This window comes from Enterobacter quasiroggenkampii, from assembly GCF_043972695.1.
Lineage (GTDB): Bacteria > Pseudomonadota > Gammaproteobacteria > Enterobacterales > Enterobacteriaceae > Enterobacter > Enterobacter quasiroggenkampii.
Genome location: NZ_CP143745.1, coordinates 3,269,440 through 3,288,972, shown reverse-complemented (window position 1 = coordinate 3,288,972; position 19,533 = coordinate 3,269,440). Strand labels below are relative to the sequence as shown.

18 protein-coding genes are annotated in these 19,533 nt (G+C 51.8%); 13 read left to right on the top strand and 5 right to left on the bottom strand.

Annotated features, from left to right (window positions below):
- Positions 1 to 3: 3 nt before the first annotated feature.
- Positions 4 to 462: a YchJ family protein gene (locus tag V1572_RS15815; RefSeq protein ID WP_045908969.1), complete on the bottom strand. Its 459-nt coding sequence runs from the start codon at positions 460 to 462 to the stop codon at positions 4 to 6.
- A gap of 114 nt (positions 463 to 576) precedes the next feature.
- Here V1572_RS15815 and rssA point away from each other — a divergent pair, with 114 nt between their 5' ends.
- The 3 genes from rssA (at position 577) to galU (ending at position 3,693) form a co-directional block, all read left to right on the top strand.
- Positions 577 to 1,479: a patatin-like phospholipase RssA gene (gene rssA / locus V1572_RS15810; protein ID WP_348957364.1), complete on the top strand. Its 903-nt coding sequence runs from the start codon at positions 577 to 579 to the stop codon at positions 1,477 to 1,479.
- Between the two features lie 91 nt (positions 1,480 to 1,570).
- Entirely contained in the window at positions 1,571 to 2,584 is a 1,014-nt protein-coding gene (gene rssB / locus V1572_RS15805; RefSeq protein ID WP_032647605.1) for a two-component system response regulator RssB, read from the top strand.
- Positions 2,585 to 2,784: 200 nt separating this feature from the next.
- A complete protein-coding gene (galU, locus tag V1572_RS15800; RefSeq protein ID WP_395299363.1) occupies positions 2,785 to 3,693 on the top strand; it encodes a UTP--glucose-1-phosphate uridylyltransferase GalU in 909 nt (302 codons plus the stop codon).
- 202 nt (positions 3,694 to 3,895) lie between these two features.
- Here the strand turns inward: galU and hns are convergent, their stop codons facing one another.
- Complete coding sequence (hns, locus tag V1572_RS15795; RefSeq protein ID WP_008502781.1) at positions 3,896 to 4,309, bottom strand: histone-like nucleoid-structuring protein H-NS; 414 nt, start codon at positions 4,307 to 4,309, stop codon at positions 3,896 to 3,898.
- Between the two features lie 550 nt (positions 4,310 to 4,859).
- Between hns and tdk the strand changes: the two genes are divergently transcribed.
- Complete coding sequence (gene tdk, locus V1572_RS15790) at positions 4,860 to 5,474, top strand: thymidine kinase (protein ID WP_021240332.1); 615 nt, start codon at positions 4,860 to 4,862, stop codon at positions 5,472 to 5,474.
- A gap of 68 nt (positions 5,475 to 5,542) precedes the next feature.
- On the opposite strand, the gene adhE is transcribed toward tdk, so the two are convergent.
- The gene (adhE, locus tag V1572_RS15785; protein ID WP_028013432.1) at positions 5,543 to 8,221 is read right to left on the bottom strand and encodes a bifunctional acetaldehyde-CoA/alcohol dehydrogenase; all 2,679 of its coding nucleotides are present in this window, start codon (positions 8,219 to 8,221) and stop codon (positions 5,543 to 5,545) included.
- A gap of 478 nt (positions 8,222 to 8,699) precedes the next feature.
- On the opposite strand from adhE, the gene V1572_RS15780 reads away from it, so the two are divergent.
- The 7 genes from V1572_RS15780 (at position 8,700) to V1572_RS15750 (ending at position 16,585) form a co-directional block, all read left to right on the top strand.
- Positions 8,700 to 9,347 carry a YchE family NAAT transporter gene (locus V1572_RS15780; RefSeq protein WP_008502784.1) on the top strand — a complete coding sequence of 216 codons (648 nt, stop codon included), beginning with the start codon at positions 8,700 to 8,702 and terminating at the stop codon, positions 9,345 to 9,347.
- 770 nt (positions 9,348 to 10,117) lie between these two features.
- Positions 10,118 to 11,749 carry an oligopeptide ABC transporter substrate-binding protein OppA gene (oppA, locus tag V1572_RS15775; protein WP_008502785.1) on the top strand — a complete coding sequence of 544 codons (1,632 nt, stop codon included), beginning with the start codon at positions 10,118 to 10,120 and terminating at the stop codon, positions 11,747 to 11,749.
- 84 nt (positions 11,750 to 11,833) lie between these two features.
- Positions 11,834 to 12,754: an oligopeptide ABC transporter permease OppB gene (oppB, locus tag V1572_RS15770; protein ID WP_008502786.1), complete on the top strand. Its 921-nt coding sequence runs from the start codon at positions 11,834 to 11,836 to the stop codon at positions 12,752 to 12,754.
- A gap of 12 nt (positions 12,755 to 12,766) precedes the next feature.
- Positions 12,767 to 13,675: an oligopeptide ABC transporter permease OppC gene (oppC, locus tag V1572_RS15765; protein ID WP_008502787.1), complete on the top strand. Its 909-nt coding sequence runs from the start codon at positions 12,767 to 12,769 to the stop codon at positions 13,673 to 13,675.
- Between the two features lie 11 nt (positions 13,676 to 13,686).
- Positions 13,687 to 14,700: an ABC transporter ATP-binding protein gene (locus tag V1572_RS15760; RefSeq protein WP_024907097.1), complete on the top strand. Its 1,014-nt coding sequence runs from the start codon at positions 13,687 to 13,689 to the stop codon at positions 14,698 to 14,700.
- Positions 14,697 to 15,701, top strand: a complete 1,005-nt coding sequence (oppF, locus tag V1572_RS15755) for a murein tripeptide/oligopeptide ABC transporter ATP-binding protein OppF (RefSeq protein WP_008502789.1) — start codon at positions 14,697 to 14,699, stop codon at positions 15,699 to 15,701. The genes V1572_RS15760 and oppF overlap by 4 nt, the downstream gene beginning before the upstream one ends.
- 14 nt (positions 15,702 to 15,715) lie before the next feature.
- The gene (locus tag V1572_RS15750) at positions 15,716 to 16,585 is read left to right on the top strand and encodes an ion transporter (protein ID WP_048223634.1); all 870 of its coding nucleotides are present in this window, start codon (positions 15,716 to 15,718) and stop codon (positions 16,583 to 16,585) included.
- Positions 16,586 to 16,616: 31 nt separating this feature from the next.
- Here V1572_RS15750 and V1572_RS15745 read toward each other — a convergent pair whose 3' ends face one another.
- Positions 16,617 to 16,946 carry an HI1450 family dsDNA-mimic protein gene (locus V1572_RS15745; protein WP_006810881.1) on the bottom strand — a complete coding sequence of 110 codons (330 nt, stop codon included), beginning with the start codon at positions 16,944 to 16,946 and terminating at the stop codon, positions 16,617 to 16,619.
- 33 nt (positions 16,947 to 16,979) lie between these two features.
- On the bottom strand, positions 16,980 to 18,440 hold the full coding sequence (gene cls, locus V1572_RS15740) for a cardiolipin synthase (RefSeq protein ID WP_395299362.1): 1,461 nt from the start codon (positions 18,438 to 18,440) through the stop codon (positions 16,980 to 16,982).
- Between the two features lie 144 nt (positions 18,441 to 18,584).
- Here cls and V1572_RS15735 point away from each other — a divergent pair, with 144 nt between their 5' ends.
- The gene (locus V1572_RS15735; protein ID WP_021240326.1) at positions 18,585 to 18,758 is read left to right on the top strand and encodes a YciY family protein; all 174 of its coding nucleotides are present in this window, start codon (positions 18,585 to 18,587) and stop codon (positions 18,756 to 18,758) included.
- Positions 18,759 to 18,869: 111 nt separating this feature from the next.
- Positions 18,870 to 19,505, top strand: a complete 636-nt coding sequence (gene leuE, locus V1572_RS15730) for a leucine efflux protein LeuE (RefSeq protein WP_069719050.1) — start codon at positions 18,870 to 18,872, stop codon at positions 19,503 to 19,505.
- Positions 19,506 to 19,533 lie beyond the last annotated feature (28 nt).

The window sequence follows — 19,533 nt, the reverse complement described above, 5'->3', positions numbered from 1 at the left end:
GCATTACTGCCCGCAACACTTTTTAAATTTTTTACCTGAACCACACGGGCAGGGATCGTTACGACCAAACTGTGGGCGCGTTCCGTCAATATAATACCATTGCCCGCTTTCCTTTAAGAACCGGGAACGCTCGATAATGGCACCCGGTTTATTATTCTCGGTAAAACGGGCAACAAAGCTGACGTAACCTTCATCCACATGACTGCCTGGAGAGGATTCATAGACGGTGAGGCCGAGCCACTGCGTGTTCGCAAACCCGGCTTCGATGTCCTGTTTGAAATCGGCTGCACGGCAGGATGGATGCCAGGTTTTAATCAGATAGTCTGCGTCTTTGATCACAAAAGCAGTGTACCGTGAACGCATAAGGTGTGACGGGTCTGGTGCAACCTGATCGCCAGAAAGATATCGCTGGCAACATAGGCTATACTCCAGAGCGCTACCACAAGGGCAGAGTTGAGACACGATTCTCTTCCTGGAACAAAATATAAAGGCGTAAAACGCTTCGGGTAGCACTATGTTAACTGAGGCGTTGCGTTGACGCTATGTCAGGAATCCAGGGGAAGTAAAACAGGACTAATGAGAAAGGTTAAAATTGGGCTGGCGCTGGGTTCAGGTGCCGCCCGGGGATGGTCGCACATCGGCGTGATTAATGCCTTAAATCAGATGGGCATTACCGTCGATATTGTTGCAGGGTGTTCAATCGGATCGCTTGTCGGCTCCGCTTACGCGTGCGGGAAGCTTCCGGAGCTCGAGACATGGGTGCGCTCCTTCAGCTACTGGGACGTGCTGCGTCTGATGGACCTCTCCTGGCAGCGTGGTGGACTGCTGCGCGGCGAACGCGTCTTTAACCAGTTCCGCCAGGTCATGCCTCTCGAAGACTTCACTGATTGTCAGATGCCTTTCGGCGCCGTCGCGACAAACCTCAGCACAGGACGCGAGCTCTGGCTCACCGAAGGCGATATCCATCTTGCCGTGCGTGCCTCCTGCAGTATGCCGGGACTCATGGCGCCTGTCCCACACAACGGTTACTGGCTTGTCGATGGTGGCGTCGTTAACCCGGTTCCCATCTCTCTGACGCGTGCGATGGGGGCGGACATTGTGATTGCCGTCGACTTGCAGCACGATGCCCACCTGATGCAACAGGATCTCATGCCGGTCAATCTCCAGAGCGAAGATGCTGAGGGCGAGAAACTGGCCTGGCATGAACGCCTGCGCGGAAGAATCGGGCGTCTGACCGCGCGTCGTTCGGTTGCCGCGCCGACGGCGATAGAAATCATGACCACGTCAATTCAGGTTCTCGAGAACCGCCTTAAACGTAACCGTATGGCAGGCGATCCTCCGGATATTCTTATTCAGCCGTACTGTCCGCAAATCTCTACCCTTGATTTCCATCGGGCTGAGGCCGCCATCGCAGCGGGCTCGTTAGCCGTCGAAAAGAAAATGGACGAATTGTTGCCTTTTGTGCAGACCGCACGTTAAGCACCTTTTTTTGACTACTTCAGCAAAATCTGACAGGCGATAGTGCCGATCGCATGCCACTATTTAGTTACTGTCAGCCAGGGGAGGAACCATGACGCAGCCATTGGCCGGAAAACACATTTTGATTGTTGAAGACGAGCCCGTTTTCCGATCGCTACTGGATTCGTGGTTATCCTCGCTGGGCGCAATGACGTCGCTGGCTGAAGATGGCATCGACGCCCTGGAAAAAATGATCAGCATTACGCCCGATTTGATGATTTGCGACATTGCGATGCCGCGCATGAATGGACTGAAGCTGGTTGAACATCTGCGTAACGAAGGCAATCAGACGCCGATTCTGGTGATCTCTGCCACCGAGAACATGGCGGACATCGCAAAAGCATTACGTCTTGGGGTACAGGATATTCTGCTTAAGCCGGTTAAGGATTTGCATCGGCTGCGAGAAACGGTCCTGGCGTGCCTTTATCCGAATATGTTTAATTCCCGGGTAGAGGAAGAGGAGCGTCTTTTCCAGGACTGGGACGCTCTGGTGAGTAATCCGCCTGCCGCGGCGAAACTGTTGCAAGAACTCCAGCCGCCCGTCCAGCAAACTATTTCACACTGTCGCGTAAATTATCGGCAGCTGGTGGCCGCTGACCAGCCAGGACTGGTGCTGGATATTGCGCCACTGTCAGATTCCGATCTTGCATTTTATTCTCTGGATGTCACCCGGGCGGGGGATAACGGTGTATTAGCGGCGTTACTTCTTCGTGCGCTATTTAATGGTTTGTTGCAGGAACAGTTATCCCATCAGGGACAACGGTTGCCTGAGTTAGGCAGTTTACTCAAACAGGTAAACCAGCTTTTTCGTCAGGCCAATCTGCCTGGACAGTTCCCGCTATTGGTTGGCTATTACCATAGCGGTTTAAAAAATCTGATCCTCGTTTCAGCCGGTCTCAATGCATCACTGAATACCGGTGAACACCATATTCAGGTGAGTAACGGTGTACCGCTTGGGACGTTGGGAACGGCGTATCTTAATCAAATTAGCCACCGCTGTTCCTCGTGGCAGTGCCAAATTTGGGGCGCCGGAGGACGGTTACGCTTAATGTTGTCCACGGAATAAGCAATTGGATCGTCATTTTAAGATTGCTTTACCTGTGTTTTACGGGGAGTGCTACTATCGCTGCCCGGTTTCATGCGTATTTATCCTAATTGATCGGCAACGCGTTCTTTTCAGACCCGGACTGCGGGGCGAGACTGATATACTCAACGCGTTATTTATTGCATAAAAGTTCAAAACTTGAACATCTCAGGAGAATTTGAATGGCTGCCCTAAATTCGAAAGTCAGAAAGGCCGTTATCCCGGTAGCGGGATTGGGGACCAGGATGTTACCAGCAACTAAGGCGATTCCTAAAGAGATGCTGCCTCTGGTTGATAAGCCATTAATCCAGTATGTCGTGAATGAATGTATCGCAGCCGGCATCACTGAAATTGTGCTGGTTACGCATTCATCTAAAAACTCTATCGAAAACCATTTCGATACAAGCTTTGAACTTGAAGCCATGCTGGAAAAACGTGTTAAGCGTCAGCTGTTAGAAGAAGTTCAGTCTATTTGCCCTCCACACGTCACCATTATGCAGGTTCGTCAGGGGCTGGCTAAAGGTCTGGGCCACGCTGTTATGTGCGCGCACCCTGTCGTGGGGGATGAGCCTGTAGCGGTAATTCTGCCTGACGTTATTCTGGATGAATACGAATCCGATCTTTCTCAGGATAACCTGGCTGAAATGATCAAACGTTTCGACGAAACCGGCAGCAGCCAGATTATGGTTGAGCCTGTTGAAGACGTAACGGCATACGGTGTGGTTGACTGCAAAGGCGTTAACCTGGAGCCGGGTGAGAGTGTGCCAATGGTGGGCGTCGTAGAGAAGCCTAAAGCCGATGTCGCGCCTTCAAACCTTGCTGTTGTAGGTCGCTATGTCCTGAGTGCTGAAATCTGGCCTCTGCTGGCTAAAACGCCTCCAGGAGCGGGTGATGAGATCCAGCTGACGGATGCCATCGATATGCTGATCGAGAAAGAGACCGTTGAGGCCTACCATATGAAAGGTAAGAGCCATGACTGCGGTAATAAGCTCGGTTATATGCAGGCGTTTGTTGAATATGGTCTCCGTCACAATACCCTTGGCGAAGAATTTAAAACCTGGCTCAAAGAGAGCGTAGGTATTAAGAAATAAGCCACGGTTGTAAATGTTCGAAACCGGTGAGGCGTTGCCCACCGGTTTTTTTATGCCCATAACACTTCCGAAAACCTGTCTGAAAGTACAGTCGATGAAATTGCTAAATAATGCTTTATGACAGAGTGTAAGAGGATGTTTGTGACAAATTTAGGTTAAAAAAAATCCCGCAATATGCGGGATTTTTCTGAATGAGGCTCGATTAATCCTTGATCAGGAAGTCGTCCAGCTGTTTACCCTGCTCATCCATCGCTTTCTTGATAACAGCAGGAGTACGACCCTGGCCAGTCCAGGTTTTAGTTTCGCCGTTCTCATCAACGTAGCTATATTTAGCAGGACGGGCAGCACGCTTAGCTTTAGTACCGGTTTTAGCGGCAGCCATGCTGTTCAGCAATTCATTTGGATCGATACCATCAGCAATCAGCATTTCACGATATTGCTGCAGTTTACGAGTACGTTCTTCGATTTCAGCCGCAGCAGCGCTTTCTTCTTCGCGACGTTCATTAACTACAACTTCTAATTTTTCCAGCATTTCTTCAAGCGTTTCGAGGGTGCATTCTCTTGCCTGCGCACGAAGAGTACGGATGTTGTTCAGAATTTTAAGTGCTTCGCTCATTGTAGTAATCTCAAACTTATAATGGGGGGGTGGTTTGTTGACCTAATAATAGAGCCATAAATTCAGATGTGCAATAGCCAGGAATGTAAGGAATTCAAAAAATACTAAATAATGCCGCTATTATTAATTACGCTAACTTAAATTCCACCACTCCGCTGTCTCGGTTGTTATCACCGGAACCTGCTTAACCCGGTCGATTGCGTCTTTTTTTTGTGACATTTCCCGCAGGAATTATAGTTGCGGCGGAGAAATATCAGCCTTTTGTATTAGTTCTCACCCTTGGTGTTAAGCCTGAAATAGTTAATAAATAGTGAATTTTAAAGGGTCGGGATTCCACTATAAAAAGAAGTGTTATGTTTGGCTTAACTTATAACATATTGGCGTGGCTGAATGGGTTTACTTCATGTTTTAACGGGTTATTTTCATAAACAGAAGGTGCTGAACGCGGCACTGAACCGCATCCTCTGTGCGCTGCATCGCTGATGACCGGACAAAATATGGTACAATGACTCATCGGGAATATTACACATTGATTAGGGTTTTACGGCCAATGGCACAACTTTATTTCTACTATTCGGCAATGAATGCCGGGAAATCCACCGCGCTGCTGCAATCCTCGTACAATTACCAGGAACGCGGGATGCGTACCGTTGTTTATACGGCTGAAATTGACGATCGCTTTGGCGCAGGGAAGGTGAGCTCCAGAATAGGGCTCTCGTCGCCTGCCAGGCTGTTTAACCCGAAAACCGATCTGTTTGAAGACATTCGTGCAGAACATGCGGCACAGCCCATTCACTGCGTACTGGTCGATGAGAGCCAGTTTCTGACGCGTGAACAGGTCCATGCCCTGTCAGAGGTGGTCGATGAGCTTGATATCCCCGTGCTCTGTTACGGCCTGCGTACGGATTTCCGCGGGGAGCTTTTTGAAGGGAGCCAGTATTTGCTCGCCTGGTCGGATAAACTTGTCGAACTGAAAACGATCTGCTTCTGCGGTCGTAAAGCGAGTATGGTGCTTCGTCTCGACCAGTCCGGGAAACCTTATGCAGATGGCGAGCAGGTGGTGATAGGCGGCAATGAACGCTATGTTTCGGTCTGCCGTAAGCATTATAAAGAAGCGTTGTCTGTAGGCTCGCTGACGGCGATTCAGCACGACAACAGAAAATAACGTCAGTCTTATTATTCAGACATAAAAAAACCCGCCATTAAGGCGGGTTTTTCATCTGCTGCTGTCAATTAAGCGCTTTTCTTCGCTTTCTTGTCAGCTTTGATGACTGGGGCTTCTGTTTTCACAGCGGCAACGTCACCTTCTTTGAACTCACGACCGTAGTAGGTATCCAGCAGAATCTGTTTCAGCTCGGAGATCAGTGGGTAGCGCGGGTTAGCACCGGTACACTGGTCATCGAATGCATCTTCAGACAGCTTGTCTACGTGAGCGAGGAAGTCAGCTTCCTGTACGCCCGCTTCACGGATTGATTTAGGAATACCCAGTTCAGCCTTCAGGCTTTCCAGCCATGCCAGCAGTTTCTCAATCTTCGCAGCAGTGCGGTCGCCCGGTGCGCTCAGACCAAGGTGGTCAGCGATTTCAGCATAGCGACGACGGGCTTGTGGACGGTCGTACTGGCTGAAAGCTGTCTGCTTGGTTGGGTTGTCGTTAGCGTTATAACGGATAACGTTGCTGATCAACAGGGCGTTCGCAAGACCGTGAGGAATGTGGAACTGTGAGCCCAGTTTGTGCGCCATTGAGTGGCAAACACCCAGGAAGGCGTTGGCAAACGCGATACCGGCGATGGTTGCTGCACTGTGGACACGTTCACGTGCTACAGGGTTTTTAGAGCCTTCGTTGTAAGACGCTGGCAGGTTTTCTTTCAGCAGTTTCAGAGCCTGCAGGGCCTGACCGTCTGAGAACTCAGACGCCAGCACAGAAACGTAAGCTTCCAGGGCGTGAGTCACCGCATCCAGACCACCGAACGCACACAGTGACTTCGGCATCTCCATGACCAGGTTCGCATCAACGATAGCCATGTCTGGCGTCAGCGCATAGTCAGCCAGTGGGTATTTCTGACCTGTTGCATCGTCGGTTACTACCGCGAATGGCGTAACTTCAGAACCGGTACCGGAAGTAGTGGTGACCGCGATCATTTTCGCTTTTACGCCCATTTTCGGGAACTTGTAGATACGTTTACGGATGTCCATAAAGCGCAGTGCCAGTTCTTCGAAGTGCGTTTCTGGATGCTCGTACATAACCCACATGATTTTCGCGGCGTCCATTGGGGAACCACCACCCAGTGCGATAATCACATCTGGTTTGAAGGAGTTAGCCAGTTCAGCACCTTTACGTACAACGCTCAGAGTTGGGTCAGCTTCAACTTCGAAGAATACTTCAGTTTCGACGCCAGCCGCTTTCAGCACGGAGGTGATCTGGTCAGCGTAGCCGTTGTTAAACAGGAAACGGTCAGTCACGATGAGCGCACGTTTGTGGCCATCAGTAATCACTTCATCCAGCGCGATTGGCAGAGAACCACGGCGGAAGTAGATAGATTTCGGAAGTTTGTGCCACAACATGTTTTCAGCTCGCTTAGCAACGGTTTTCTTGTTGATCAGGTGTTTTGGACCAACGTTTTCAGAGATGGAGTTACCACCCCAGGAACCACAACCCAGAGTCAGGGAAGGTGCGAGTTTAAAGTTGTACAGGTCACCGATACCACCCTGAGAAGCAGGGGTGTTGATCAGGATACGTGCAGTTTTCATCATCTGACCGAAGTGAGCAACACGCTCTGGCTGGTTGTCCTGGTCAGTGTACAGACAAGAGGTGTGACCGATACCGCCCATGGCAACCAGCTTCTCTGCTTTCTCAACCGCGTCTTCGAAATCTTTCGCACGGTACATGGCAAGCGTAGGAGACAGTTTTTCGTGAGCAAACGGCTCGCTTTCGTCAACGACTTTTACTTCACCGATCAGGATTTTGGTTGTTGCCGGAACGGTAAAGCCTGCGAGTTCAGCAATTTTGTAGGCTGGCTGACCCACGATAGCGGCGTTCAGCGCGCCATTTTTCAGGATGATGTCCTGAACTGCTTTCAGCTCTTTGCCCTGCAGCAGGTAGCCGCCGTGGCTGGCGAAACGTTCGCGAACCGCGTCATATACGGAATCCACGACCACAACAGACTGTTCAGATGCACAGATCACGCCGTTATCGAAGGTTTTAGACATCAGCACAGACGCGACAGCACGTTTGATATCAGCGGTTTCATCGATAACAACAGGGGTGTTACCCGCGCCCACGCCGATAGCAGGTTTACCGGAGCTGTATGCGGCTTTAACCATGCCTGGACCACCGGTCGCCAGAATCAGGTTAATGTCCGGGTGATGCATCAGCGCGTTGGAGAGCTCAACAGAAGGTTGGTCGATCCAGCCGATCAGGTCTTTTGGTGCACCCGCAGCGATAGCCGCTTGCAGGACGATATCTGCAGCTTTGTTAGTCGCGTCTTTCGCACGTGGGTGTGGAGAGAAGATGATTGCGTTACGGGTCTTCAGGCTAATCAGTGATTTGAAGATTGCAGTAGACGTTGGGTTAGTGGTCGGAACAATACCGCAGATGATGCCGATAGGTTCAGCGATGGTGATGGTACCGAAGGTGTCGTCTTCGGACAGCACGCCACAGGTTTTCTCATCTTTATAGGCGTTGTAGATATACTCGGAAGCGAAGTGGTTTTTAATCACTTTATCTTCCACGATACCCATGCCGGATTCGGCAACGGCCATTTTAGCGAGAGGGATTCGAGCATCTGCAGCAGCCAGTGCGGCCGCGCGGAAGATTTTATCAACCTGTTCTTGGGTGAAATTGGCATATTCACGCTGGGCTTTTTTAACGCGCTCGACGAGGGCGTTCAGTTCAGCGATATTAGTAACAGCCATAATGCTCTCCTGATAATGTTTAAACTCTTTTAGTAAACCAGCGCTCGATACGTCACACAGTATAGACAGAGCCGATACGACTTGCGTAACACAAAGTAAAACAAAGAGTTACTTTCTGCGTCAGCACACTAATTTACTAAAAGAGCCTTACCTTAGCATCATCCCTTTTTGTCAGGTGACCTCCCTGGGGGTGTAACCAAGATTACTCACTTCTGAGTACGAAAATCATGATCTGTGTCAATTTTCCCCCAAGCTGATACCTTTCAGCAGGGTTATTTCGTGCTGATTTTTCCAGTGTTAAATAATTACGTAAGTATTGGAAGCGGCGCTATCATTGATTATACATATGTTTAACATCCTGAAATGATAACGTTTTGGTACAGATTTCAAGTGAAGTATGCTGATAAAAAGGGTATCTTCAGCGCGATTTCTCACGACAAATTGTCAGTCCAGGGCATGTGTATAAGCGGAGCAAAACGTGATCCAAACGCTCTTTGATTTTCCAACGTATTTTAAATTTTTTATTGGTCTGTTTGCCCTGGTCAACCCGGTGGGGATCATTCCTGTCTTCATTAGTATGACGAGTTACCAGACAGCGGCGGCCAGGAACAAAACCAACCTCACCGCTAACCTGTCGGTAGCGATCATATTGTTGACCTCTCTTTTTCTCGGCGACACGATTCTTCAGCTGTTCGGGATTTCCATTGATTCATTCCGTATTGCCGGCGGGATCCTGGTGGTAACCATCGCCATGTCCATGATCAGCGGTAAGCTGGGCGAGGATAAGCAGAATAAACAAGAGAAGTCAGAAACCGCTATCCGCGAAAGCATTGGCGTAGTGCCGCTGGCCTTACCGCTGATGGCCGGTCCGGGTGCCATCAGTTCAACCATCGTTTGGGGGACGCGTTACCATAGCCTGATGCACCTGATTGGCTTTTCAGTGGCTATTGCCATTTTTGCGCTCTGCTGTTGGGGTGTGTTCCGCATGGCACCCTGGCTGGTGCGCTTGCTGGGTCAAACGGGCATCAACGTCATTACGCGTATCATGGGTCTGTTGCTGATGGCGTTAGGGATCGAATTCATCGTCACGGGTATTAAAAGCATTTTCCCCGGTTTATTGCATTAATACTTCATATGAAAGGACGGAGCGACGGCTCCGTTTTTTTACGTGATTATCAGCAAATCATATAACTAAAGTTGAAATGCTCACATATCATAATAAATTCTACTAATAATGTTCATTGCTTGTATTTCAATAGGTTATTAATTCCGCCTCAACCCGCCTGCACAGAAAATCTTCGATCGCTCTGTTATTTTACTCACATGATACTCTTGGGCTTGCTGAGAGATAACCGAAATGATATTAGTAATTTCAACATTCCCCTAGACGAATGTGCTAAATAATAACCAGTTGTTAAATTTTTGTACAAAGTCACTCGATGATAGCGCAGCGACGCGCTTGTAGAGAAAATTTTCTCTATCCTGTTGAATGTCATGTTCTTTTACTGATATTCGATGTCTGGCAGGGCTGCCCTCAACGATACGGTACTCACCGTAAAAGAGAATTGCTTAACAAATTTGCAAAATGTATTGGCGCACGTTTACGCCATTTGATACTTTCCGGCCTAATATTTTGCAGCATAAAACAATCAGATGAGAATTATTTTCATATAGTTCTCTTCTCAGATATCCAGCGCAGGCCTCAAACAGGGGAGGCCTGTAAAGAATCGACGCAAGACGGCCATACGAGCGGTCAGTAATAAAAAAGTCGGTGATAGCAAGCAGTAAAAGAAGAACCTGACAGCAGCAAAAAAAACTCCTGCGCTGTACAGGCCCCAACAGGGGATTACACAGCTGGCGAAGGCCAGTCATTATAATGAGTGGAGTACCAACACAATGTCCATCATCACAAAAAAAAATCTGGTAGCGGCGGGGATTTTAACTGCGCTAATCGCGGGAAACGCTGCAATGGCTGCGGACGTTCCTGCAGGTGTTCAGCTGGCGGAGAAGCAAACGCTGGTGCGTAACAACGGTGCGGAAGTTCAGTCTCTCGACCCGCACAAAATTGAAGGTGTTCCTGAGTCTAACGTCAACCGCGACCTGTTCGAAGGTCTGCTGGTAACGGACGTAGACGGCCACCCGGCACCGGGTGTGGCAGAAAAATGGGAAAACAAAGATTTCAAAGTCTGGACCTTCCATCTGCGTAAAGATGCGAAATGGTCCGACGGTACGCCGGTCACGGCTGAAGATTTCGTTTATAGCTGGCAGCGTCTGGCGAATCCAACGACCGCCTCTCCGTATGCGAGCTACCTGCAATATGGCCATATTGCCAATATTGATGACATCATCGCGGGCAAAAAACCGATCACCGATCTGGGCGTTAAGGCGATCGATGCCAATACCTTCGAAGTCACGTTGAGCGAACCTGTTCCGTACTTCTATAAGCTGCTGGTTCACCCGTCCGTCTCCCCGGTACCAAAATCCGCGGTGGAAAAATTTGGTGAAAAATGGACCCAGCCTGCCAATATCGTGACCAACGGTGCCTACAAGCTGAAAGACTGGGTGGTCAACGAGCGTATGGTGCTTGAGCGTAACCCGCAATACTGGGATAACGCGAAAACCGTGATTAATCAGGTTACCTACCTGCCAATTTCGTCCGAAGTGACTGACGTTAACCGCTACCGCAGCGGCGAAATCGACATGACCTATAACAACATGCCGATTGAACTGTTCCAGAAACTGAAGAAAGAGATCCCTAAAGAAGTTCACGTCGACCCGTACCTGTGCACCTACTACTATGAAATCAACAACCAGAAAGCACCGTTCACCGACGTACGCGTTCGTACGGCGCTGAAGCTGGCACTGGATCGCGATATCATCGTGAACAAAGTGAAAAACCAGGGCGATCTGCCGGCATACAGCTATACCCCTCCATACACCGATGGCGCAAAACTGACCGAGCCAGACTGGTTCAAACAGACCCAGGAACAGCGTAACGCAGAAGCGAAGAAACTGCTGGCCGAAGCGGGCTATACCGCGGATAAGCCGCTGACCTTTAGCCTGCTGTACAACACCTCCGATCTGCACAAAAAACTGGCTATCGCCGTTGCCTCGATCTGGAAAAAGAACCTGGGCGCGAACGTGAAGCTGGAGAATCAGGAGTGGAAGACCTTCCTCGACAGCCGTCATCAGGGCACCTTTGACGTGGCGCGTGCTGGCTGGTGTGCGGACTATAACGAACCGACCTCCTTCCTGAACACCATGCTGAGTGACAGCTCAAACAACACCGCGCACTATAAGAGCCCGGCGTTTGACAAGCTGATCGCCGACACGCTGAAAACCACTGACGAAGCACAGCGTACTGAACTGTACTCTAAAGCTGAGCAGCAGCTGGATAAAGATTCCGCGATCGTTCCGGTTTACTACTACGTTAACGCCCGTCTGGTGAAACCGTGGGTAGGTGGATATACCGGTAAAGACCCGATGGATAATATCTACGTTAAAAACTTGTATATTATCAAGCATTAATGGCAATGAGTGGGGCGGGCATGCTCGCCCCACGGTGTCTAACCAACGTCACATTATATAGGCACACGCCAGAAGGTACGGGCAATGTTGAAATTTATCCTACGTCGCTGTCTGGAAGCGATTCCAACGCTATTTATTCTCATCACGATTTCCTTCTTCATGATGCGCCTTGCGCCGGGAAGTCCATTTACCGGTGAGCGTACGCTGCCGCCAGAAGTCATGGCGAATATCGAAGCGAAATACCACTTAAACGATCCTATCTCTACCCAGTACTTCAACTACCTGAAGCAGCTGGCGCACGGTGATTTTGGACCGTCATTTAAATATAAAGACTATTCCGTTAACGACCTGGTGGCGTCCAGCTTCCCGGTGTCGGCGAAATTGGGTGCTGCGGCATTCATTCTGGCGATCGTTTTCGGGGTCACCGCTGGCGTCATCGCCGCGCTCAGACAAAATACCAAATGGGATTATGCCGTAATGGGGGTGGCGATGACCGGGGTAGTCATACCCAGCTTCGTTGTCGCGCCATTACTGGTGATGATATTTGCCATTACGCTGAAGTGGCTGCCTGGCGGCGGCTGGAACGGCGGGGCACTCAAGTTCATGATTTTGCCGATGGTGGCATTATCTCTGGCGTACATCGCCAGTATCGCGCGTATCACCCGTGGTTCAATGATCGAAGTGCTGCACTCGAACTTCATTCGTACCGCGCGCGCGAAAGGGCTGCCGATGCGTCGGATTATCTTCCGCCACGCGCTTAAACCGGCGCTGTTGCCCGTGCTCTCCTACATGGGACCGGCATTCGTCGGGATCATCACTGGCTCGATGGTTATCGAAACAATCTACGGCCTGCCGGGCATTGGTCAGCTGTTTGTTAACGGCGCGCTCAACCGCGACTATTCGCTGGTGCTGAGCCTGACCATTCTCGTCGGTGCGCTGACCATTCTCTTTAACGCAATCGTCGATGTTCTGTACGCCGTCATCGACCCGAAAATCCGTTACTAACTGGAGCACGCCATGATGTTGAGTAAGAAAAACAGCGAGGCGCTGGAAAACTTCAGTGAAAAACTGGAAGTAGAAGGTCGTAGCCTCTGGCAGGACGCGCGCCGTCGCTTTATGCACAACCGCGCGGCGGTGGCGAGTCTGGTGGTTCTGGTGATCATCGCGCTGTTTGTGACCCTGGCGCCGATGCTGTCGCAATTTACCTATTTCGACACCGACTGGGGCATGATGTCCAGCGCGCCGGATATGGAGTCTGGCCACTATTTCGGCACGGACTCTTCCGGACGCGATCTGCTGGTGCGTGTTGCTATCGGGGGACGTATCTCGCTGATGGTCGGGATTGCTGCCGCGCTGGTGGCGGTGATCGTGGGGACGCTCTACGGCTCACTGTCCGGCTACCTTGGCGGTAAAGTGGACTCGGTGATGATGCGTCTGCTGGAAATCCTGAACTCCTTCCCGTTTATGTTCTTCGTCATCCTGCTGGTGACCTTCTTCGGTCAGAATATCCTGTTGATCTTCGTGGCCATCGGGATGGTTTCCTGGCTGGATATGGCGCGTATTGTTCGCGGCCAGACGCTGAGCCTCAAACGCAAAGAGTTTATCGAAGCCGCGCAGGTCGGCGGTGTCTCTACCGGGAATATCGTGGTTCGCCATATCGTTCCTAACGTGCTGGGCGTGGTGGTGGTCTATGCCTCACTGCTGGTGCCAAGCATGATCCTGTTTGAATCCTTCCTGAGCTTCCTCGGTCTGGGTACGCAAGAGCCGCTGAGCAGCTGGGGCGCGCTGCTGAGTGACGGTGCAAACTCAATGGAAGTGTCACCGTGGCTGCTGTTATACCCGGCGGGTTTCCTGGTCGTTACCCTGTTTTGTTTTAACTTTATCGGCGATGGCCTGCGTGATGCCCTCGACCCGAAAGACCGTTAAGGAGCGCCGTCATGACAATGATTGAAACGGCAACCGCGCCACAGGCGCAGCAGCGGAGCGACCTTCTGCTGGACGTAAAAGATCTTCGCGTCACCTTTAAGACCCCGGACGGGGATGTGACCGCCGTGAACGATCTCAACTTCAACCTGCGCGCGGGCGAAACGCTCGGCATCGTGGGTGAATCCGGATCCGGGAAATCCCAGACCGCCTTTGCGCTAATGGGCCTGCTTGCCGCTAACGGTGTGATTGGCGGTTCCGCTAAATTCAACGGTCGCGAAATCCTCAATCTGCCGGAGCACGAGCTGAACAAGCTGCGTGCCGAGCAGATCTCGATGATTTTCCAGGATCCGATGACCTCGCTGAACCCGTACATGCGCGTCGGTGAGCAGCTGATGGAAGTCTTGATGCTGCACAAAGGTCTGGGCAAAGCCGAAGCCTTTGAAGAGTCGGTCAAAATGCTCGATGCGGTGAAAATGCCGGAAGCGCGCAAGCGCATGCGAATGTTCCCGCACGAGTTCTCTGGCGGTATGCGTCAGCGCGTGATGATTGCGATGGCGCTGCTGTGCCGGCCAAAATTGCTGATTGCCGACGAACCGACCACCGCGCTGGACGTTACCGTTCAGGCACAAATCATGACCCTGCTGAACGAGCTGAAGCGTGAGTTCAACACGGCGATTATCATGATCACCCACGATCTGGGCGTGGTGGCGGGCATCTGTGACAAAGTGCTGGTGATGTATGCCGGCCGTACCATGGAATACGGCAAAGCGCGTGACGTATTCTATCAGCCTGCTCATCCTTACTCGATTGGCCTGCTGAACGCGGTACCGCGTCTCGATGCGGAAGGGGAATCCCTGCTCACCATTCCGGGCAACCCGCCAAACCTGCTGCGCCTGCCGAAAGGCTGTCCGTTCCAGCCGCGCTGCCCGCACGCGATGGAAATCTGCAACAGCGCACCGCCGCTGGAAGAGTTTGCACCAGGCCGCCTGCGCGCCTGCTTTAAGCCGCAGGAGGAGCTGGTATGAACGCATTAGATGAAAAACGCAATGTGTTGCTCGAGATTGCTGACCTTAAGGTGCATTTCGACATCAAAGACGGCAAACAGTGGTTCTGGCAGCCGTCGAAGACCCTGAAAGCGGTGGACGGCGTCACGCTGCGCCTGTATGAAGGGGAGACCCTGGGCGTGGTGGGCGAGTCCGGCTGCGGTAAATCGACCTTTGCGCGCGCCATTATCGGTCTGGTGAAAGCCACCGACGGCAAAGTGGCCTGGCTGGGTAAAGATCTGCTGGGCATGAAACCCGACGAGTGGCGCGACGTGCGCAGCGATATCCAGATGATTTTCCAGGATCCGCTGGCGTCGTTAAACCCGCGTATGACCATCGGTGAGATTATTGCCGAGCCGCTGCGGACCTATCATCCGAAGATGTCGCGTCAGGAAGTACGCGATCGCGTTAAGGCGATGATGCTAAAAGTCGGGCTGTTGCCTAACCTCATCAACCGCTATCCGCACGAGTTCTCCGGCGGTCAGTGTCAGCGTATTGGTATTGCGCGCGCCCTGATCCTCGAACCGAAGCTGATTATCTGTGATGAGCCGGTTTCCGCGCTCGACGTCTCCATTCAGGCGCAGGTGGTTAACCTGCTGCAGAAGCTGCAGCGCGAAATGGGGCTGTCGCTGATCTTCATCGCGCATGACCTGGCCGTGGTGAAACACATCTCTGACCGCGTGCTGGTGATGTATCTGGGTCACGCCGTGGAGCTGGGCACCTATGACGAGGTGTACCACAATCCGCTGCACCCTTACACCAAAGCGCTGATGTCGGCAGTGCCGATCCCCGATCCCGATCTGGAAAAGAATAAGACCATCCAGCTTCTGGAAGGGGAATTGCCTTCACCGATTAACCCGCCGTCGGGCTGTGTCTTCCGCACGCGCTGCCCAATGGCCGGGCCGGAATGTGCGAAAACGCGACCGGTTCTGGAAGGCAGTTTCCGACATGCGGTTTCCTGCCTGAAAGTAGACCCGTTATAATCGCAAGGGCTGACATGATGTCAGCCCTTATATTTTGCGAGGTCACTGTGTCGCGTTTATTCACGTCAGCCCGTCGGCGGCTTTATCATGTTTTATTCGATCCTGAAACGGTATCCGGGCGACGCTTCGAAGGTCTTTGCGGTTTATTTGCGCTCCTCAGCGTGGTGGTCATCTTTATTGAGTCAGGCGCCGGGACGCAATACCACCTGACGTTTGACGAATGGCATGTCTTTGTCTGGCTTGAGCTGGCGATAACACTTGTTTTTACCGCTGAATATCTGCTCAGAGTAATTGCCTGGCCCAACCCGGCCCGATATGTTTTCAGCTTCTGGGGATTTATTGATTTAGCCACCATTCTGCCGCTCTACGTCATGTGGCTGTGGCCGGAAATCAGCCTGAGCTATGTCTTTGCCTGGCGAGCGATGCGCGTTATTCGCGTATTACGTATTCTGAAATTACTGCGCTTTATGCCCTCACTGCGCGTGTTCTGGAGCGCTATCGTCAGCGCGCGGCATCAGCTTATTCTCTTCTACTCGTTTATTGCCATCGTCATGATCGTTTTTGGCGCGCTGATGTATCTGATAGAGGGGCCGAAATATGGTTTCACGACGCTCAATGCGTCCGTTTATTGGGCGATAGTGACCGTGACGACCGTCGGGTACGGTGATATAACGCCCCATACGCCGCTGGGCCGCATTGTGGCCTCAGTGCTGATTTTGATTGGCTATTCGGTCATTGCTATTCCGACCGGGCTTATTACCACGCACATGAGCAGCGCATTTCAGAGCCGCAAGCAGCAGCGCAAATGTCCGGCATGTCACCAGGGTGAACATGACCTTAACGCGCGGTTTTGTAACCGCTGCGGAAGTGCGTTGCCGGAGTAAATAAAAAAGGCTGCAATCGCAGCCTTTTTTATTATTCGCGCCAGAGAATATGGCACAGCTTGTGGTCTTTCTCTCGACAGAGCAGGACGCGGGCGAAAATATCGTTAATCTCGCCACCGTCTTCATCGGCCAGCCCGATGACCACTTCGGCAAAGAAGTCAGGATTCAGATCGAAATCCACATGCTCAGCCCAGTCTTCTGAAGGGTCGAACAGTTCGGCACCGCCGCGCTCTTCGAACTGCAGATTAAAGAGGATCACGTCTGCGGGATCGAGGTTATCAACCGCCAGTTCGAGAAAAATGTCATAGGCCTGCTCGAGCGTTTCGTCTTCGGTCAGGCGATTGTTCAGATCCATTTCCATGATGACTACCTGTTTAACATCGTTGGGCACGTTTTACAGCAACGGACTAAAGAAGTAAAACAGTCGTTCGGCAATTCTCTGCCACAGCGGACGTTTTACCCACAGTCTGGCATCCAGCAGCCGCGAGCGGGAGATATAATCATCCTGCACCGCCGCGAGATCGCCGCCAAAGCCGGCATCATCAATAACCAGCGTGATTTCAAAGTTGAGCCACAGGCTGCGCATATCCAGGTTCACTGTCCCCACCAGGCTTAACTCGCCGTCGACAAGCACGCTTTTGGTGTGGAGCAATCCGCCTTCGAACTGATAGATCTTCACCCCTGCAGCCAGCAGTTCGCTAAAGAATGCCCGGCTGGCCCAGCCCACCAGAAGGGAGTCATTTTTGCGCGGCAAAATAATGCTCACATCGACACCGCGCTGCGCCGCGGTACAGATCGCGTGGAGGAGGTCATCGCTGGGGACAAAGTAGGGCGTCGTCATGATCAGGTATTCACGCGCCGAGTACGTCGCCGTCAGCAGCGCCTGATGGATCAAATCCTCCGGGAAGCCCGGCCCGGAAGCAATGGTATGAATGGTGTGACCGCTGGCCTCTTCAAACGGCATAATATTGCCGTCCGGCGGTGGCGGCAGAATGCGTTTGCCGGTTTCTATCTCCCAGTCGCAGGAGTAAACGATGCCCATCGAGGTGGCAATCGGCCCCTCCATTCGCGCCATCAAATCCACCCACTGGCCCACGCCCGAGTCCTGCTTGAAGAAGCGCGGATCAACCATGTTCATGCTGCCGGTGTAGGCAATATAGTTATCGATCATGATCATTTTGCGATGCTGACGGAGATCCATCCGGCGCAGAAACACGCGCAGGAGATTGACCTTCAGCGCCTCAACCACCTCGATACCGGCATTACGCATCATGCCCGCCCAGGGACTGCGGAAAAATGCCACGCTGCCTGCGGAGTCAAGCATCAGACGGCAGTGAATGCCGCGTCGCGCCGCGGCCATCAGCGATTCAGCGACCTGGTCAGCCATCCCGCCAGGCTGCCAGATATAAAAAACCATCTCGATATTATGACGCGCCAGCTGGATATCGCGGATTAATGCCTGCATGACGTCGTCGGACGAGGTCAGCAGCTGCAGTTGATTGCCTTTAACACCACCAATCCCCTGACGGCGCTCGCACAGCTTAAACAGTGACGAGGCGACGCTGCTGTCCTCCTCGGCAAAGATATGCTTACAGGCCTTCAGATCGTTTAGCCACTTTGCGGTTGAGGGCCACATGGCGCGGGCACGCTCGGCGCGGCGTTTGCCGAGATGAAGCTCACCGAAAGAGAGATAGGCAATAATTCCCACCAGCGGCAGGATGTAGATGATCAGAAGCCAGGCCATGGCAGAGGGTACGGCTCTGCGCTTCATCAGGATGCGTAACGTCACACCCGCGATTAACAGCCAGTATCCTAAAATGACCAGCCAACTCACCACGGTGTAGAAGGTTGTCATAGGTAAAAAAATCCTTTTGAAAGCGTATTGTTATGAGTGTACGCATCAGGATTCATCTGGCAAATAAAAACGCCAGGTAAAAGCGCTGGTTTGCTGCCAGCATGGGTTTATAATGTCGCCTCTGTTAGAGAAAGAGTTGTAGACATGAAGCGCAGTAGAACAGAAGTAGGGCGCTGGCGCATGTTGCGACAGGTGAGTCGTCGCAAGGCTCGTTGGCTGGAAGCACAATCCCGCCGCAATATGCGTATTCACGCCATCAGAAAATGTGGAATGACCCGGCATCGCAACGCGTTGCTGTTCGCCGTCCAGGATATCTGAGTACCATGAGGGCACCGTAATGGTGCCCGCTGATTTTATAGAGTCTGATTTTTAGGAGTAGCGTATTTGCAGCGCTATTCCTGCTGTATTGAGCAAAAGGAGGGAGAAGAAGTGTTTGCGGAGTTTGGCGTACTGAATTTCTGGACGTATGTTGTTGGCGCGTTTTTTATCGTGCTCGTACCGGGGCCGAATACCCTGTTTGTGCTTAAAACCGGAATTGGACACGGCGTTAAAAAAGGGTATCTTGCCGCGTCGGGCGTATTTATCGGCGATGCGGTACTGATGTTTCTGGCCTGGGCGGGCGTCGCGGCATTAATCCAGACCACGCCGGTACTGTTTAATATCGTGCGCTATCTCGGCGCCTTCTATCTGCTGTGGCTGGGCGGCAAAATGCTCTGGTCGGTGGTGAACCGTCAGAAAAACGCGCATGAGAGCGGCCCCGAACCTGCCAGTATGATCATGAAACGTTCGCTGGTATTGAGCCTGACGAATCCAAAAGCGATTCTGTTCTACGTATCGTTCTTCGTTCAGTTCATTGACGTGAACGCACAGAGCACTGGCACCTCTTTCCTGATCCTCGCGACGACGCTTGAGTTAATCAGCTTCATGTACATGAGTTTCCTGATCTTCTCCGGTGCGTTTGTCACGCGTTATCTCAAAACGAAAAAGAAACTGGCAAAGCTGGGGAACGGGCTGATAGGGCTGCTGTTTGTCGGGTTTGCGGCGAGGTTGGCGTCGCTGCATTGATTGATGAAAGGCTCCTGCGGGAGCCTTT

Bases quoted from the DNA above. Each gene is read 5' to 3' on its own strand.
- V1572_RS15750 (WP_048223634.1), top strand. From the start codon at position 15,716: ATGATGTCAGCCCTTATATTTTGCGAGGTCACTGTGTCGCGTTTATTC.
- V1572_RS15760 (WP_024907097.1), top strand. From the start codon at position 13,687: ATGACAATGATTGAAACGGCAACCGCGCCACAGGCGCAGCAGCGGAGC.
- V1572_RS15745 (WP_006810881.1), bottom strand. From the start codon at position 16,946: ATGGAAATGGATCTGAACAATCGCCTGACCGAAGACGAAACGCTCGAG.
- oppA (WP_008502785.1), top strand. From the start codon at position 10,118: ATGTCCATCATCACAAAAAAAAATCTGGTAGCGGCGGGGATTTTAACT.
- rssB (WP_032647605.1), top strand. From the start codon at position 1,571: ATGACGCAGCCATTGGCCGGAAAACACATTTTGATTGTTGAAGACGAG.
- cls (WP_395299362.1), bottom strand. From the start codon at position 18,440: ATGACAACCTTCTACACCGTGGTGAGTTGGCTGGTCATTTTAGGATAC.
- oppC (WP_008502787.1), top strand. From the start codon at position 12,767: ATGATGTTGAGTAAGAAAAACAGCGAGGCGCTGGAAAACTTCAGTGAA.
- V1572_RS15735 (WP_021240326.1), top strand. From the start codon at position 18,585: ATGAAGCGCAGTAGAACAGAAGTAGGGCGCTGGCGCATGTTGCGACAG.
- rssA (WP_348957364.1), top strand. From the start codon at position 577: ATGAGAAAGGTTAAAATTGGGCTGGCGCTGGGTTCAGGTGCCGCCCGG.
- adhE (WP_028013432.1), bottom strand. From the start codon at position 8,221: ATGGCTGTTACTAATATCGCTGAACTGAACGCCCTCGTCGAGCGCGTT.
- galU (WP_395299363.1), top strand. From the start codon at position 2,785: ATGGCTGCCCTAAATTCGAAAGTCAGAAAGGCCGTTATCCCGGTAGCG.
- oppB (WP_008502786.1), top strand. From the start codon at position 11,834: ATGTTGAAATTTATCCTACGTCGCTGTCTGGAAGCGATTCCAACGCTA.
- hns (WP_008502781.1), bottom strand. From the start codon at position 4,309: ATGAGCGAAGCACTTAAAATTCTGAACAACATCCGTACTCTTCGTGCG.
- tdk (WP_021240332.1), top strand. From the start codon at position 4,860: ATGGCACAACTTTATTTCTACTATTCGGCAATGAATGCCGGGAAATCC.
- oppF (WP_008502789.1), top strand. From the start codon at position 14,697: ATGAACGCATTAGATGAAAAACGCAATGTGTTGCTCGAGATTGCTGAC.